Genomic DNA, 15864 nt, shown 5'->3' on the forward strand with positions numbered 1-15864 from the left:
CGACGAGGCCTGACGGCCGGCACCTCGTCGCGGAGTCGAACCGCGCCGCCCAGCACTCTCTGATCTTTCTTTCGGCACCGTCGCCGACCTTCGACTGCTGACGTCACATGACCACGGGAGCACTCCGCCATGGCTCACCCAGCCGGCACCACCGACGCTGAGACCGATCCGATCGCGCGGCAGCGGCCCAGCCGCATGCCGTACCGGCGATACCAGCCGTACCAGCAGCAGTTCCGCATCGACCTGCCGGACCGCACGTGGCCGACCCGGCACGTCGAGACCGCGCCGCGCTGGTGCGCCGTCGACCTGCGGGACGGCAACCAGGCCCTGATCGACCCGATGTCGCCGGAGCGCAAGCGCCGGATGTTCCAGCTCCTGGTGCAGATGGGCTACAAGGAGATCGAGGTGGGCTTCCCCTCGGCGAGCCAGACCGACTACGACTTCGTCCGGCAGCTCATCGAGCAGGACCTGATCCCCGAGGACGTCACCATCCAGGTGCTGACCCAGTGCCGGGAGCACCTGATCGACCGCACCTTCGAGTCGCTGCGCGGCGCGAAGCGGGCGATCGTGCACTTCTACAACTCGACCTCCACGCTCCAGCGCCGCGTGGTGTTCGGGCTGGACCGCGACGGCATCACCGACATCGCCACCACCGGCGCGCGGCTCTGCCAGAAGTACGCGGAGATCCACACGCCGGACACGGAGATCCACTACGAGTACTCGCCGGAGTCGTACACCGGCACCGAGCTGGACTACGCGCTGGAGGTCTGCGCGAAGGTCATCGAGGTCGTCGACCCGACGCCGGCCCGCAAGCTGATCGTCAACCTGCCGGCGACGGTCGAGATGGCGATGCCCAACGTGTACGCCGACTCCATCGAGTGGATGCACCGGCACCTGCCCCGCCGGGACAGCCTGGTGCTGAGCCTGCACCCGCACAACGACCGCGGCACCGGCGTGGCCGCCGCCGAGCTGGGCCTGCTGGCCGGCGCCGACCGGATCGAGGGCTGCCTGTTCGGCAACGGCGAGCGCACCGGCAACGTGGACCTGGTGACGCTGGGGTTGAACCTGTTCTCCCAGGGCATCGACCCGATGATCGACTTCTCGAACATCGACGAGATCAAGCGCGCCGTCGAGTACTGCAACCAGCTGCCGGTGCACGAGCGCCACCCGTACGCGGGCGACCTGGTCTACACCGCCTTCTCCGGCTCCCACCAGGACGCGATCAAGAAGGGCTTCGACGCCCTGGCGGTCGACGCGGCGGAGGCCGGCGTACCGGTCGACGAGCACCCGTGGGCGGTTCCGTACCTGCCGATCGACCCGAAGGACCTGGGCCGCACCTACGAGGCGGTCATCCGGGTCAACTCGCAGTCCGGCAAGGGCGGCGTCGCGTACATCATGAAGAGTGAGCACCAGCTCGACCTGCCGCGCCGGCTCCAGATCGAGTTCTCCGGGGTGGTCCAGCAGGTCACCGACAACGGCGGTGGCGAGGTCGACCCGCAGGCCATGTGGGAGATCTTCGCCGGGCAGTACCTGCTCGACCACCAGACCGACCCGGCCGTCACGCTGGCCGACTATGCGATCGGCACCGTCGAGGGCAAGGTCGAGATCGAGGCCCGCGTCGGCCACGGCGGCGAGCAGCGCGTCATCACCGCGGTGGGCAACGGCCCGGTCGACGCGTACGTCAACGCGCTCCAGGCGCTCGGTGTCGGCGTCCGCGTGCTCGACTACCACGAGCACGCCCTCTCCTCCGGCGGCGACGCCCAGGCGGCGGCGTACGTGGAGTGCGAGGTCGACGGCCGTACGGTCTGGGGCGTCGGCGTGGACGCCAACATCGTCACCGCGACCATCAAGGCGGTGACCAGCGCCGTCAACCGCGCCCGCTGACGTGTAAGGAAGGGCCCCTTGTTAACGCCTGGCGTTGTACAAGGGGCCCTTCTTAACGCCTGCCCCGCCTGGGCGGGGTGGACGCGGGGAGGGACGGGCACGGCTGCGACGGGGGCGCCTCGCGGGACGGCCGGTGGACGAGCAGGGCGGCCAGTGCGGCGCCCGCGAGCAGCAGCCCCGCGCACCAGAGCATGGCGCCCCGGTAGGCGCCGGTCAGCTCGCCCGCCTGCTCGTACCCGGTGCCGGAGAGGCCGACCAGCAGCGGCAGCGCGGCGACCGCGAGCAGGCCGCCGGCCCGGGAGGCGGCATTGTTGAAGCCGCTCGCCACCCCGGCGAAGCGGTCCTCGACGGCGGCCAGCACCGAGGCGGTCAGCGGCGCCACCACCAGGGTCAGCCCCACTCCGAAGAGCGCCACGCCGGGCAGGACGTCCCGCCAGTACGACGCGCCGGGCCCGACCCCACGCAGCAGCAACAGCCCGGCGGCGGCGACCACCGGCCCGACGGTCAGCGGCAACCGCGGCCCGATCCGCGCCGACAGGGCGCCGGCCCGCGGTGACCCGATCAGCAGCAGGACGGTCATCGGCAGCAGCGCGATCCCGGTGAGTAACGCCGACCAGCCGACCACGTTCTGGAGGTAGACGGCGAGGAAGAAGGTGAACCCGCTGAGCGCCGCGTAGACCACCACGGTGAAGACGTTCAACGCTGAGAAGAGCCGGCTGGCGAACAGCCCGGTCGGCAGCATCGCGCTGTCCCCTCGATGCCGTTCCACCAGGACGAAGACGACTGCTCCGACCACCCCGACCGCCGCCGCCACCAGCACCGGGACGGAGTCGAGCCCCCGGGCGGGCGCGTCGATCAGGGCGTATGTGACGCCGGCCAGGGCGGTCGCGCCGAGCAGCGCCCCGAGTACGTCGAAGCGGCGGCGTCGCCGGCCCGGCCCCTCCGTACGGGAGACGTCCTCATCCCGACTCTCCGGCGCCCAGCGCAGCGCGGCCAGCACCACCAGCACCGCCAGGGGCACGTTGAGGAAGAAGATCCACCGCCAGGAGAGCGCGTCGATCAGCCAGCCGCCGACGAACGGGCCGAGCGCGGTGGAGACGCCGGAGAGCCCGGACCACGCGCCGATCGCCTTCCCCCGGTCGTCCGGATGGAAGCTGGCCTGGAGCACCGACAGCGAGCCCGGGGTGAGCAGCGCCCCACCGGCGCCCTGGAGGAACCGGGCCGCGACCAACTGCCCGGTGTCCTGGGCCAGCCCGCACAGGAGCGAGGCGACGGTGAACCACACGACCCCGAGCAGGAAGATCCGCCGCCGGCCGAAGCGGTCGCCGAGCGCGCCGCCGAGTAGGACGAAGGCGGCGAGCATCAGCAGGTAGCCGTTGACCGTCCACTGGAGACCGGACACGGTGGCGTCGAGGTCCCCGCCGAGGCGGGGCAACGCCACGTTGACCACCGTGCTGTCCAGGAAGACCATGCCGGAGGCGAGGACCGCCGCGAGCAGCGTGCCGCGCCCGGAGGGGGTGCCCATCCGCAGGGCGGGTGCAGTCATGGACCCCAATCTGCCCTGCACCATGTGGGAGACGCCACGAAACGCCGAAACCATCCCCGGGTACTGTGCGGGATCGCCGGGAGCCCCCAAGCTGGAGAGGTGTCGTCTGTGCGTACCAGATCAGGACCGCGCGCCGCCGCGGCGCTCGCGGCGGCGCTGGCGCTCGGCGTGGCCGGCTGCGCCCCGGTCGCGGAGCCCGACACGCCGCCGACCAGCGACGGGGGGACCGCCGTCGACAAGCTGGCCGAGCTGACGGTGGCCAGCGCCGGGTCAATGCGGGGCTACAGCCGCGACCACTTCCCGCACTGGCGGGAGACCGGCAAGAATTGCGACGTCCGGGACACCGTGCTCAAGCGCGACGGTGAGGACATCAAGCTCTCCGGCTGCAACGTCGTCGGCGGGCGCTGGGAGAGCGTGTACGACGGCCGCGTCCTCACCGATCCGTCCGACGTGGACGTGGATCACATGGTGCCGCTCGCCAACGCCTGGCGCTCCGGTGCCGACGAGTGGACCGACGCGAAGCGGGGCGACTTCGCCAACGACACGGAACTGCCGCAGCTCATCGCGGTTTCGCGTACGTCCAACCGGGCAAAGGGTGACCAGGATCCGTCCCAGTGGAAGCCGGCGAACCGGTCGTACTGGTGCCGCTACGCGGCGAGCTGGGTCGTGGTCAAGCACCACTGGCGGCTCACGGTGACCAGCGCCGAGAAGGCCGCCCTGGCCGAGATGTTGGAGGGCTGCACATGGGCGAGCAAGCCGTGACGCCGGAGACCACCGGCCCCACCACGGCCGGGATGACCGCCGACGGCAAGGCCGCCGCCCCGGCCGCGGTGCCGGGAGCGGGAATGTCGGCGGACGCCGGCAACGCCTCGGTTCCGGTGCAGGAGCGGACGGCCGACGTCGTGCCCGGCCCGGGCGGGGTGATGACCGACGAGGTCGGCGTGGTCACCGGCGAGCTCACCCTGCGCGCCGAGTACGCCGGCGGCCAGGTGACGCTGCGGGTGAAGTACAAGGACGCCGACGAGTGGTACACGGTTACGGGGGCCAGGGTGGCCCTCGCCGATCCGACCGGACTGGACGCGGTGCACGGCATCGCGGTCGCGCTGCTGCACCGCCCCGAGGGCTGACGTACACCTGTGAAGACGGGCCCCTTCCTATACGCCAGGCGTTAAGAAGGGGCCCTTCCTTTCACTCAGACGTACGAGCCGGGCTCGCTCGGCGCGGAGACGGCGTGCGGGTCCTCGCCCTCGTCGAGCGGGCGGGTGATCTGCACCTCGACCTTGTGCGGGCGGAGTTCGCCGCTGGCGATCCGCTCGGCCCAGTGGCAGGCCACCCGGCTGCCGCCGATCTCGCGCAGCACCGGCCGCTCGTCGGCGCAGCGGGTCGGCTGCGCCCACGGGCAGCGGGTGTGGAACCGGCAGCCGGCCGGCGGGTTGGCCGGCGAGGGCAGGTCACCGGCGAGCAGGATCCGCTCCCGGCGGTCCTCGACGTCCGGGTCCGGCACCGGCACCGCCGACATGAGCGCCCGCGTGTACGGGTGTAGCGGCTCGTTGTAGAGCCGGTCGCTCGGCGCCTCCTCGACCAGCGCACCCAGGTACATCACGCCGACGGTGTCGGAGATGTGCCGGACGACGGCCAGGTCGTGTGCGATCACCAGGTAGGTCAGGTTGAGGCTCTCCTGGAGCTCGTCGAGGAGGTTGACCACCTGGGCCTGGATCGACACGTCGAGCGCGGAGACCGGCTCGTCGGCGACGATCAGGTCGGGGCCGAGCACCAGCGCCCGGGCGATGCCGATGCGCTGCCGCTGGCCGCCGGAGAACTCGTGCGGGTAGCGGGAGAGCGCCCAGCGGGGCAGGCCCACCTTGTCGAGCGTCTCGCCGATGATCTTCCGCCGCTCGTCCCGGCTGCCGCCGATGCCGTGGGTCTGGAGGCCCTCGGTGAGGATCGACTCGACGTTCTGCCGGGGGTCCAGGCTGGACATCGGGTCCTGGAAGATCATCTGCATCCGGCGGCGCATCGTCCGCAGCCGGCCCGCCGGCAGCTTCGTCAGCTCGACGCCGTCGAAGACCACCTCGCCATCGGTGGGCGGGGTCAGCTGGAGCAGCGCCCGGCCGAGCGTGGACTTGCCGCACCCGGACTCGCCCACCAGGCCGTACGTCTTTCCGCGCGGGATCCGCAGGTCGACCCCGTCGACGGCCTTGACGTGGCCGATCGTCCGGTCGAAGAGCACGCCCCGCTTGATCGGGAAGTGCACCTTCAGGTCGCGTACCTCGACGAGGATCTCATTCTCAGTCACGTGCGTCCTCCTCGCGCGGGGCGGGACCGAGGCCGGGCACCGCGGGCGGGTCGTTCGGGACGGCCTGCGCCGGCACCGAGCCGGGCTCGGCGTCCGTCGGCACCGCGCCCCGGACCTCCTCGGCCGGCGTCATCCCGGGCAGCGGCGCCGGGTTGACACACCGGTAGCTGCGGCCGTCGTGGGTGAGCACCAGTGCGGGCGGTTCGCCCACGCAGGCGTCGACGCGCCGGGAGCAGCGCGGGGCGAACGCGCAGCCGTCCGGCCAGGACAGCACGTCGCGCACCGAGCCGGGGATCGGGGTCAGCCGCTCGCCGCGCCCGGCGTCCAGGCGCGGCACCGAGCCGAGCAGACCCACGGTGTACGGGTGCCGCGGCTCCCGGAAGAGCGGGCGCCGCCGGGCCGTCTCCACCACCCGGCCCGCGTAGAGCACGTTGACGGTGTCGCACATGCCGGCCACCACACCCAGGTCGTGCGTGATCATCACGAGGGCGGTGCCCGAGTCCCGGACCAACTCCTTGAGCAGCTCCAGAATCTGCGCCTGGATGGTGACGTCCAGCGCGGTGGTCGGCTCGTCGGCGATGAGCAGCCGGGGCTGGCACGCCACCGCCATCGCGATCAGGGCGCGCTGCCGCATGCCGCCGGAGAGCTGGTGCGGGTACTCCTTCAGGCGGCGCTTCGGGTCCGGGATGCCGACCCGGTCGAGCAGCGCGGCCGCCTCCTTCTCCGCCGCCGCGCCCTTCATCCCGCGATGCCGGGCCAGCACCTCGGTCACCTGCAGCCCGATCGGGATCACCGGGTTCAGCGACGACAGCGGGTCCTGGAAGATCATCGCGACGTCGCGGCCGCGGATGTCCCGGCGGGAGCGGTCGTCGAGCTGGAGCAGGTCGGTGCCGTCGAAGACGGCCTTGCCGCCGACCCGCATGCCGGGCTGCTTGGGGAGCAGACCCATGATCGCCAGCGACGTGACGCTCTTGCCGCAGCCGGACTCGCCGACCAGGCCGACGACCTCACCGGCGTCGACGGCGAAGGAGACCCCGTCGACCGCGTGCACGGTGCGCTGACCGCGCCGGGCGAAGGTGACGGAGAGATCGTCCACTTCGAGCAGTGCCATGAGAGGAGACCTACTTCCGCAGCTTCGGGTCGAGGGCCTCGCGCATCGCCTCACCGAGCAGGGTGAAGCCGAGCGCGGTGATGATGATGGCGACGGCCGGGTAGATCGCCAGGCCGGGGCGGACACCGAGGTACTGCTGCGCGTCGGCGAGCATCACGCCCCACTCGGGCACGGCCGTGTCGGGGTTGCCGAGGCCGAGGAACGAGAGTGCGGCGGCCTCGATGATCGCGGTGGCCAGGGTGAGGGTCGCCTGCACGATCACCGGCGCGAGCGAGTTCGGCACCACGTGGCTCAGCGCGATCTTCGGCTTCTTGACGCCGAGCGAGGTGGCGGCGAGAACGTAGTCGCTGTTGGACTGAGAGATCATGGAACCGCGCAGCAGCCGGGCGAAGACCGGCACCGAGACCACGCCGACCGCGATCATCACGGTGGTCAGGCTGGCCCCGAGCAGGGCGGCGATGCTCACCGCGAGCAGCAGGCTGGGCAGCGCCAGCATCATGTCGATGACGCGCATAAGGACGTTGTCGATCGCCCGGCCCCACCGGCCGCCGAGGCCGGCGGCGGCGCCGGCGACGCCGCCGATCACCGCGCCGACGGCCAGACCGATCAACGTGGAGACCACGCCGACCAGCAGGGTCTGCCGGGCACCGACGATCAACCGGCTGAACTCGTCGCGGCCCTGGTGGTCGTAGCCGAGCCAGTGGTCGCCGTCGGCGCCGGGGATGAGGCCCGGCCGGATCAGGCCCTCCCGGATGCCGATCGTGTCGGTCGGGCTGTAGGGGACCAGGAACGGCCCGATCAGCGCGACCAGGACGAAGATCGCCAGGATGACCGCACCGATGATGGCCGCGGGGTTGCGGCGCAGCCGCCGGAAGGCCTCCTGCCAGAGGCTGACCCCCCGCTCGTCGTCCCGGGCGGCCAGTTCGGCGAGCCGGTCCAGCTTTTCCTTCTTCTTGCCGGCGGTGATCGTCATCGGACCCTCACCCTCGGGTCGATCAGGCTGTAGGAGAGGTCGACCAGGAGGTTCACCAGCACGTACACCACCGCGATGATCATGATGAAGCCCATCAGCACCGGGTAGTCGCGCTGGTTGATCGCGTCGTAGATGAACGCCCCGATGCCGGTGAAGGCGAAGACGGTCTCGGTCAGCACCGCACCGGAGAGCAGGCCACCGGTGAGCAGACCGATCGAGGTGACCACCGGGAGCAGCGAGTTACGCAACACGTGCCGGCGGCGCACGGTCCGCTCGGTGAGGCCCTTGGCCTCGGCGGTGCGGACGAAGTCCTCGTTGAGGACCTCCAGCACGCTGGCCCGGGTGATCCGGACGATGATCGCGAGCGGGATGCTGGCCAGCGCGAGGCCCGGCAGCACGAGGTGCCAGATGGCGTCGGCGGCGGCGTCCCACTCCCGGGTCATCAGCCCGTCGAAGACGAAGAAGTTGGTGATCCGGGTGGCGTCGATGGTCGGGTCCTGCCGTCCGCTGGACGGGAACCAGCCGAGGTTCTCCGAGAAGATCGCCTTGAGCACGTACGCGAGGAAGAAGACCGGGATGCAGATCCCGATCAGCGACCCGCCGACCGACAGGTGGTCGAGCAGCCGGCCGCGGCGACGGGCGGCCAGGTAGCCCAGCGGGATACCGAGCCCGATCGCGATCACCAGCGCCGTGACGGTCAGCTCGACGGTGCCGGGAAAGCGCTCCAGGAACTCGCTGACCACCGAGCGCTTGGTCGAGGTCGACGTGCCCAGGTCCAGCCGGATCAACCGCCGGACGAACCGGCCGTACTGCACCAGGATCGGCTCGTCGAGGCCCATGCTGCGACGGATCGCCGCGCGCATCTCGGGCGTGCCGCGCTCGCCGAGGATGGCGGTCTCGGGACCGCCGGGCAGCCGGCGGAGCCAGATGAAGAGCAGGAGGGAGAGCCCGAACAGCGTCGGTATCAGCTGCAGCAGGCGTCTGACGATGAACCGGAACACGGTGGCCTCGAAAGGGGTGGGGAGGGGCGCGGGCGGACGCTGTCGAAACAGCGCCCGCCCGCGGTCCTTTGCGTCAGATCAGGACTTGAACTCGGCGTTGGCGTACCGCTCGTCGGTGAGCGGGCTGGCCTTGATGCCGGTCACGTCCTTGCCGAACACGATCGCCGGCGGCGAGTGCGACACCGGAACACCCGGCAGGAAGTCCATGATGGCCTTGTTCAGGGCCTTGTACTTCTCCACCCGGGCCGCCTGGTCGGCGGTGGTGTCGGCGTCCTTGAACTGGTCGAAGAGGGCGGGGTTGTTGTAGCCCCACTCGTCCTTCTGCCGGTCGAAGAAGGTGCCGATGAAGTTGTAGCCGTCGCCGTAGTCGCCGGTCCACCCGAGGAAGTGCAGGTCGTGCTTGTTGCCGGAGGTGGTGGCGTTCAGGTAGTCCGGGCTCCACTTCAGCGGGATCGGCTGGACCTTGATGCCGGCCGCCTGGAGGTCCGCCGAGAGCAGCTCGAACAGGTCCTTCGGGTTCGGCATGTACGGCCGGGTGACCTCGGTCGGGTAGTGGAACCGCAGGGTCAGGTTCGACGCACCGGCCTCGGCCAGCAGCTGCTTGGCCTTGTTGACGTCGTACTCGTACTTGGTGACGTCGCCGTTCCAGCCCTCGACGGTATCCGGCATGAAGTTCACCGCGACCTTGGCGCCCGGGGGCAGCTTCGAGTCGACCAGGGCCTGGCGGTTGAGCGCGTGCGCGATCGCCTGCCGGACCTTGAGGTCCTTCAGCTTCGGGTTCCCGTTCTGGTTGATCGCCAGGTAGAGGATGTTGAACGCCGGACGGGTCAGGACGTTGAAGCCCTCGCCCTTCAGCGGCTCGACGTCCGCCGGGCCGACCAGGTCGTAGCCCTGGATGTCACCGGAGCGCAGCGCCTGCTTGCGGGCGTTCTCGTCCGAGATGGTCTTGAAGATGAGGGTCTTCAGCTTGGCCTTCTGGCCCCAGTAGTCGTCGTTGCGCTCGATGGTGAGCGTCTTGTTGGCGACGTCCCAGGACTTGAACTTGAACGGGCCGGTGCCGGTCGGGTGCTCCGTCGCGTACGCCGGGTACTTGATGTCCTCGGCGGTGCCGCCGACGTTGCTGGCGTCGTACTGCTCCAGCGCCTTCGGGCTGTGGATGGAGAACGACGGCAGCATCAGGGCGGCCGGGATCTTGCTGGAGACCCGGGTGAAGCCCAGGTCGACCGTGGTGGCGTCCTTGGCGGTGCAGGACTTGAAGAGGCTCGGCGGGAGCGCCTCGTCCTCGTTCTTGGCGAAGCCGCCCATGACGTCCTGCCAGTACGCCGTCACGTCGGGGCTCTGCATGAGGCCCTTGGCGTTGTACCAGCGGTTGAAGTTGACGCAGACGGCCTCGGCGTTGAAGTCGGTGCCGTCGTGGAACTTCACGCCCGAGCGGAGCTTGAAGGTCCACGTGGTGCCGGCGGCGTCCGGGGTCCAGGACTCGGCCAGGCCGGGGGTGACCTTGGTGCCACCCTCCTCCGGACGGACCAGCGTCTCGAAGACCTGACGCGCCACACGAAGCGACTCACCGTCGCTGGCGAAGCTCGGGTCGAGCACCTTCGGGTCTCCGGCTACGCCGAAGACGAGGGTGTCCTTCTTGCTACCGCCGGAAGAATCGTCGCGGTCGCTCTCGGCGCAGCCGGCTACCGCGAGGGCCGCGACCGCGACGGCCGCGATAGCGGCCTTCGGCCTGGATGCACGCATCGTGCTTCACCTCGTCCTTGGGGGTACGGACAACGCGGTGACCGGGGCCACCGATGGGCGGAACCTTAGCTCCCGGGCCGACGCTGCGGAAACCGCCGGGTGGACGGTTGGTATCGGATCGTGTCTTTGTCGCGATGCCACCGACGAAACGAAGGCAGGAGGGCACTTCCAGCTAACGATCCGTACCCACGATGCCAAACTGTTACGTCGACTTGACCTTTCCGACCTCTCGGTGTCAGACCCGTCGCGCCAGCTCAGAGGCGCCTCAGACCGCCCGGCGCCCCTCGAAGGCGCGGCCCAGCGTGATCTCGTCGGCGTACTCCAGGTCGCCACCGACCGGCAGGCCGCTGGCCAGCCGCGTCACGGCGATCCCCATCGGCTTGACCATCAGCGCGAGGTACGTGGCGGTCGCCTCGCCCTCCGTGTTCGGGTCGGTGGCCAGGATCAGCTCCTTCACCACGCCACTGCCCAGCCGGGTCATCAGCTCCCGGATGCGCAGGTTGTCGGGACCGATCCCCTCCAGCGGGTTGATCGCGCCACCGAGCACGTGGTAGCGGCCGCGGAACTCGCCGGTCCGCTCGATGGCCACCACGTCCTTCGGCTCCTCGACCACGCAGAGCACCTCGTCGGTGCGGCGTGGGTCGCGGCAGATCCGGCACTGCTCGGACTCGGCCACGTTGTAGCAGGTGGTGCAGAAGCGCACCAGCTCCTTGACCTTGCGCAGCGCGCCGGCCAGCCGGTTGACGTCGGCCGGGTCCGCGGACAGGACGTGGAAGGCGATCCGCTGGGCGCTCTTCGGGCCGACACCCGGCAGCCGGCCCAGCTCGTCGATCAGGTCCTGAATGGCGCCCTCATACATCGGCGGCTCAGAAACCGGGCAGGCCGAGGCCGCCCATCCCGCCCGCGACCGGGCCCATCTTCTTCTCGGTCAGCTCCCGGGCCGCCTCCGCCGCGTTGTGCACCGCGGCGACCACCAGGTCCTCCAGGGTCTCGACGTCCTCCGGGTCGACCGCCTTCGGGTCGATCTTGATCGACTTGAGCTCACCGGTGCCGGCGACGGTCGCGGTGACCAGGCCGCCGCCCGCGGTGCCGGTCAGCTCCGCCTCGGCGAGCTCGGCCTGCGCCTTGGCGATCTGCTGCTGCATCTTCTGCGCCTGCTTCAGCATCTGCTGCATGTTCGGCTGTCCACCTGGGCGCACGGATGGCTCCTTCTCGCAATCGTCTGCTCGGCCGCCGCCCAGCCTAGTCGCTGTGACCGACCTCGCCCTGCCCGGTGCTTCCCGCGTCTCGCCACGCCACTGAATGATCAGGACAGCCTGTCGGAGGGAGCCCGAATGTCGCGCGAGCAGGCGGCCGCCGCCATGGAACGGCAGGCACGGGCGTGCCGGCACCTGGCTGCCGGCCTCTACGCCGACCTGCTGGTCCGGGCCGCCGCCGACGTCCGCGCCGGCGGTCCGTGCGCCGACGCCGTCGAGGGGTACGCGGACGCGCCCGTCGACGACGTCGTGTCGCTGCGCCTGCTCGGCGGGGTGCACGCCTTGGTGCTGACCGGACGGGCACCCGAGCTCGCCCGGTTCTACCCCAGCGCCGGTGGGGCGTACCGGCCCGAGGACGCGGACGCCGCCTGGGTCGCGTTCCGGGCCGTGGTCGCCGCCGAGCGGGACACGGTACGCGGCTGGCTGCCCCGGCCGCCGCAGACCAACGAGGTCGGCCGGGCCAACCTGCTGCTCGCGGGCCTGCTGCACGCCGTTGCCGAGACCGGTCGGCGGTCCGTACGCCTGCTCGAACTCGGCGCGAGCGCCGGCCTCAACCTGCGAGCCGACCGGTTCCGGGTCACCTCCGGGGACTTCGCCTGGGGCCCCGTCGACTCACCCGTCCTGCTCCCGGACGCGTGGCGGGACGGCGCACCCGGCTGGCTGCGGGACGCGGCGCGGGTCCTACCGGCCCTCGACGTGGTGGAGCGGCTCGGCTGCGACCTGAACCCGCTCGACCCGGGCAGCGCCGACGGCGCGCTGGCGCTGCGGGCGTACCTCTGGCCGGAGCACACCGCCCGGGCCGCCCGCCTGGCCGGTGCGCTGGACCTGGCCGCGCGCGTGCCGGCGCACGTGGTCACCGCCGGCGCCGCCGACTTCCTACGCGGGATCCGGCCCGAGCCGGGGACGCTGACCGTCGTGTGGCACTCGGTGATGCGGCAGTACGTGCCGGCCGACGAATGGGCACAGGTCACCGACGAGCTGGCGCGACTCGCCGCGGCGGCAACCCCCGACGCCCCGGTGGCGCATCTGCTGTTCGAGCCGCACCCGGTGGACAAGCAGGACCACTGCGAGCTGCGCGCCCGGCTCGGCGCCGGACCGGAACGCCTGCTCGCCGAGGCACACCCGCACGGCCTGCCCGCCTGGACAGTCTGAGACCTGCGCGGCCGTCGGGAGATCCACTCCGTGTCGGCGGCATGGGGGTATCCCACCCCGTCGGACACCGCGATACCGCCGGCACGGAGTCGATCACCTGTCCATCGGGCGTCAACCCTGTCTACCGGGCGTCGACCTCGTCGATCTTCTCGGCGCCGAACGCCTCGCGGAGCAGCTGTACCGCCTGCTCCTCGCTGGACTGGCGGGCGGTCCGCTCGTCGATCACCTCGTCCAACGGCTCGTCACCAGGGTCGAACCCCTCGTACGCGGGGGCGGCCGGCGGGGCACCGCCACCGCGCACCGGACCGTCGAAGTCCGGGTCGTACGGCGGCTCGCCGGCCCAGTCCGCATCGGCCGTCCTCCGCGCCGCCGGAGCGGAACGCTGGGCCTTGCCGGCCCCGGCCGCGGCCGCACGGGCGGCAGCGATCGCGCTGCTCACCGGCGCGCCGCCGGCCTGGGGCGCCGCCGGCCCGACCGGCTTGGGTACGGCGGCCGGCGGGGCGGGAACCGTCGGCCCGGAGTGCGGACCCGTGTCCTCCGAGGCGGCGCCGGCGTCCGACGGTACGGGCGGCTCGGGGTCAGCCGGGGCTGCGGCGCCACCCGGACGCGCCGCCTGCGGCCAGTCGTCCTCAGCGTCGGCGGGCGCGGCGACCGACGAGGCAGAGGCACCACCGGGGCGGGCGGGTTCGGGCCAGTCCTCGTCCTCGCCGCCGGCGATTCCGGGTCCGCTAACGCCAGCCGGCCGGCCGTTGTCCGGGCGAGCCGGCGCAGGCGTCGGTGACGAGCTCGGGGCAGCCGGGGTGGCGACAGCCGGTCGGGCCGGGCCGGCTGGTCGGGAGGGGCCGCCGAGCGACACCCCGCCCCGCTCACCGGCCACCTCGCAGCGGATCTGCCAGCTGCCGCCGAACTCCTCATGGAGCGCGTCAGCCAGGACCGAGGTGTGGTTACCCATCATCTGGGCGAGCACCGGCGACTTCACGGTCAGCACCAGGGTGCCGCCGTCCACGTCTCGGACGACCGCATCCCGCATGAGCGCGGCGGCCGGCTTCTTGATCCGGTTGACCTTGGCCACGATCTCCGGCCAGACCCGGCGCACCGCGACCGCGTCCAGGGCACCCGGGGCGGTCGCGCCGGGGCGGGGCGGGGCGGGGGTCGCCGGGTCGGGCATCACGGCCGACGGCAGGACACGGCGGGTCGGGGTTGCCGGGTCACCCGCCGCGGCACGGCCCCGAGCGGCGGCACCGGCCTCGGCCGCCCCACCGCCGGACCCCACGATGCCGACCGGCGCGGCCCCGGCATCCGGACCGGCGTGCCCAGGGGTCGGGGCGTCCTGGGCGGGGGACGACTCGTCCGCACGCACGGCGGCGCCCGACGTGGCGGTCACACCGGCACTCGCGGCGGCTGCCTGTGGAACGGTCCCGCCGGCACGGGTACCGGCACTCGCGCCGGCTCCCGGCTGGGCGGTCGCTCCGACACGGGCGCCGGCACTCGCGGCGGCGGCGCGGGCGGCGGCCACCCCGGACGGGGCGCCGGGAGCCGCCGGCGCGCCGGCGGGGTCGTCGGTGATCGCGGCGGCAGCCGCGGGTGGGGCGGGAGGCGCCGGGCGTACCCCCTGGGGGTCGGCGGCCGGCGCGGAGCCGGCGGCGGCCGGCGGGGCGTCGGTGCCGCTGAGCGTGAGCCGGCGCTCCATGCGTTCCAGGCGCTGGAGGAGGCCGCCGGTCGAGTCGTCGGCACCGGGCAGCAGCATGCGAGCGCAGATCAGCTCCAGCAGCAGGCGGGGAGCGGTGGTGCCGCGCATGTCCACCAGCCCGTCGTGCACGATGTCGGCGCACCGGGACAGGGTGCCGGGGCCGAGCCGCTGGGCCTGCGCGGTCATCCGCTCGACCTGGTCGTCCGGGCCGTCGATGAGCCCCTTGGCCACGGCGTCCGGCACCTGCTGGAGCACGATCAGGTCGCGCAGCCGCTCCAGCAGGTCGGAGGCGAACCGGCGCGGGTCGTGACCGGCCTCGGCGACCCGGTCGACGGTGGCGTACGCGGCCGCCCCGTCCCCGGCGGCGAGCGCGTCGCACATCTCGTCGATCAGCGCGGAGTCGGTGACGCCGAGCAGCGCGGCGGCCCGGGCGTAGGTGACGCCCCCGGGGCCGGCGCCGGCCATGAGCTGGTCGAGCACGGAGAGGCTGTCCCGGGCGCTGCCGCCGCCGGCCCGCACGACCAGCGGGAAGACCGCCGGCTCGACCTGGACGCCCTCGGCCTGGCAGAGCTGCTCCAGGTAGGGCCGGAGGACCTTCGGCGGGATCAGCCGGAAGGGGTAGTGGTGGGTCCGCGACTTGATCGTGCCGAGGACCTTCTCCGGCTCGGTGGTGGCGAAGATGAACTTGACGTACTCCGGGGGCTCCTCGACCAGCTTGAGCAGGGCGTTGAAGCCGGCCGACGAGACCATGTGCGCCTCGTCGATGACGTAGATCTTGAAGCGGCTCTGCGCCGGCGCGAAGAACGCCTTCTCGCGCAGCTCGCGGGCGTCGTCGACGCCACCGTGGCTGGCCGCGTCGATCTCGATGACGTCGATCGAGCCGGCGCCGTCGGTGGCGAGCGCCCGGCACGAGTCGCAGGTGCCGCACGGCTCGGGGGTGGGACCGTGCTCACAGTTGAGCGAGCGGGCCAGGATGCGGGCGCTGGAGGTCTTGCCGCAGCCGCGCGGGCCGGAGAAGAGGTACGCGTGGTTGAGCCGGCCGCTGCGCAGCGCCTGCGACAGCGGCTCGGTGACGTGCTCCTGCCCGATGACCTCGGCGAAGGTACGCGGCCGGTACTTGCGGTAGAGCGCCAGCGCCACGGCGTCCCGCCTCCTCTCGACCGAGCCATTCTGCGCCGGTCCGGCGCGGGTGACCACCCACCACCCCGGTGG

The 15864-nt window shown here is 72.1% G+C and carries 13 protein-coding genes; 4 read left to right on the forward strand and 9 right to left on the reverse strand.

What is annotated here, in order from left to right:
* The first annotated feature begins 129 nt into the window (after positions 1 to 129).
* Entirely contained in the window at positions 130 to 1884 is a 1755-nt protein-coding gene (gene leuA / locus ACTMS0_RS23095) for a 2-isopropylmalate synthase (RefSeq protein ID WP_441157342.1), read from the forward strand.
* A 52-nt stretch (positions 1885 to 1936) separates the two neighbouring features.
* On the opposite strand, the gene ACTMS0_RS23100 is transcribed toward leuA, so the two are convergent.
* Positions 1937 to 3430, reverse strand: a complete 1494-nt coding sequence (locus ACTMS0_RS23100; protein ID WP_441157343.1) for an MFS transporter — start codon at positions 3428 to 3430, stop codon at positions 1937 to 1939.
* Between the two features lie 99 nt (positions 3431 to 3529).
* Here ACTMS0_RS23100 and ACTMS0_RS23105 point away from each other — a divergent pair, with 99 nt between their 5' ends.
* Positions 3530 to 4192, forward strand: coding sequence for an HNH endonuclease family protein (locus ACTMS0_RS23105; RefSeq protein ID WP_441157344.1), 663 nt, complete (start codon positions 3530 to 3532; stop codon positions 4190 to 4192).
* Positions 4174 to 4557, forward strand: a complete 384-nt coding sequence (locus ACTMS0_RS23110; protein ID WP_441157345.1) for a hypothetical protein — start codon at positions 4174 to 4176, stop codon at positions 4555 to 4557. Before ACTMS0_RS23105 ends, ACTMS0_RS23110 begins: the two co-directional genes overlap by 19 nt.
* A gap of 65 nt (positions 4558 to 4622) precedes the next feature.
* Here the strand turns inward: ACTMS0_RS23110 and ACTMS0_RS23115 are convergent, their stop codons facing one another.
* The 7 genes from ACTMS0_RS23115 to ACTMS0_RS23145 all read right to left on the reverse strand — a co-directional run bounded on the left by ACTMS0_RS23115 (position 4623) and on the right by ACTMS0_RS23145 (position 11729).
* Positions 4623 to 5726, reverse strand: coding sequence for an ABC transporter ATP-binding protein (locus ACTMS0_RS23115; RefSeq protein WP_441157346.1), 1104 nt, complete (start codon positions 5724 to 5726; stop codon positions 4623 to 4625).
* On the reverse strand, positions 5719 to 6837 hold the full coding sequence (locus ACTMS0_RS23120) for an ABC transporter ATP-binding protein (protein WP_441157347.1): 1119 nt from the start codon (positions 6835 to 6837) through the stop codon (positions 5719 to 5721). The genes ACTMS0_RS23115 and ACTMS0_RS23120 overlap by 8 nt, the downstream gene beginning before the upstream one ends.
* A gap of 10 nt (positions 6838 to 6847) precedes the next feature.
* The gene (locus tag ACTMS0_RS23125) at positions 6848 to 7810 is read right to left on the reverse strand and encodes an ABC transporter permease (protein ID WP_441157348.1); all 963 of its coding nucleotides are present in this window, start codon (positions 7808 to 7810) and stop codon (positions 6848 to 6850) included.
* The gene (locus ACTMS0_RS23130; RefSeq protein WP_441157349.1) at positions 7807 to 8811 is read right to left on the reverse strand and encodes an ABC transporter permease; all 1005 of its coding nucleotides are present in this window, start codon (positions 8809 to 8811) and stop codon (positions 7807 to 7809) included. Before ACTMS0_RS23130 ends, ACTMS0_RS23125 begins: the two co-directional genes overlap by 4 nt.
* A gap of 78 nt (positions 8812 to 8889) precedes the next feature.
* A complete protein-coding gene (locus ACTMS0_RS23135; RefSeq protein ID WP_441157350.1) occupies positions 8890 to 10554 on the reverse strand; it encodes an ABC transporter substrate-binding protein in 1665 nt (554 codons plus the stop codon).
* A gap of 265 nt (positions 10555 to 10819) precedes the next feature.
* A complete protein-coding gene (recR, locus tag ACTMS0_RS23140; protein ID WP_441157351.1) occupies positions 10820 to 11413 on the reverse strand; it encodes a recombination mediator RecR in 594 nt (197 codons plus the stop codon).
* A gap of 7 nt (positions 11414 to 11420) precedes the next feature.
* A complete protein-coding gene (locus ACTMS0_RS23145) occupies positions 11421 to 11729 on the reverse strand; it encodes a YbaB/EbfC family nucleoid-associated protein (RefSeq protein ID WP_230689043.1) in 309 nt (102 codons plus the stop codon).
* Positions 11730 to 11888: 159 nt separating this feature from the next.
* Between ACTMS0_RS23145 and ACTMS0_RS23150 the strand changes: the two genes are divergently transcribed.
* Complete coding sequence (locus ACTMS0_RS23150) at positions 11889 to 12962, forward strand: DUF2332 domain-containing protein (RefSeq protein WP_441157352.1); 1074 nt, start codon at positions 11889 to 11891, stop codon at positions 12960 to 12962.
* Between the two features lie 121 nt (positions 12963 to 13083).
* On the opposite strand, the gene ACTMS0_RS23155 is transcribed toward ACTMS0_RS23150, so the two are convergent.
* Complete coding sequence (locus ACTMS0_RS23155; protein ID WP_441157353.1) at positions 13084 to 15792, reverse strand: DNA polymerase III subunit gamma and tau; 2709 nt, start codon at positions 15790 to 15792, stop codon at positions 13084 to 13086.
* Positions 15793 to 15864 lie beyond the last annotated feature (72 nt).

This window comes from Micromonospora sp. H33 (assembly GCF_052068455.1).
In the GTDB taxonomy this organism is placed as follows: Bacteria; Actinomycetota; Actinomycetes; order Mycobacteriales; family Micromonosporaceae; genus Micromonospora.

Excerpts from the sequence above, each read along its gene's own strand:
- ACTMS0_RS23120 (WP_441157347.1), bottom strand. The coding sequence starts at position 6,837 with ATGGCACTGCTCGAAGTGGACGATCTCTCCGTCACCTTCGCCCGGCGC.
- ACTMS0_RS23125 (WP_441157348.1), bottom strand. The coding sequence starts at position 7,810 with ATGACGATCACCGCCGGCAAGAAGAAGGAAAAGCTGGACCGGCTCGCC.
- ACTMS0_RS23145 (WP_230689043.1), bottom strand. The coding sequence starts at position 11,729 with ATGCAGCAGATGCTGAAGCAGGCGCAGAAGATGCAGCAGCAGATCGCC.
- ACTMS0_RS23100 (WP_441157343.1), bottom strand. The coding sequence starts at position 3,430 with ATGACTGCACCCGCCCTGCGGATGGGCACCCCCTCCGGGCGCGGCACG.
- recR (WP_441157351.1), bottom strand. The coding sequence starts at position 11,413 with ATGTATGAGGGCGCCATTCAGGACCTGATCGACGAGCTGGGCCGGCTG.
- leuA (WP_441157342.1), top strand. The coding sequence starts at position 130 with ATGGCTCACCCAGCCGGCACCACCGACGCTGAGACCGATCCGATCGCG.
- ACTMS0_RS23150 (WP_441157352.1), top strand. The coding sequence starts at position 11,889 with ATGTCGCGCGAGCAGGCGGCCGCCGCCATGGAACGGCAGGCACGGGCG.
- ACTMS0_RS23135 (WP_441157350.1), bottom strand. The coding sequence starts at position 10,554 with ATGCGTGCATCCAGGCCGAAGGCCGCTATCGCGGCCGTCGCGGTCGCG.
- ACTMS0_RS23110 (WP_441157345.1), top strand. The coding sequence starts at position 4,174 with ATGGGCGAGCAAGCCGTGACGCCGGAGACCACCGGCCCCACCACGGCC.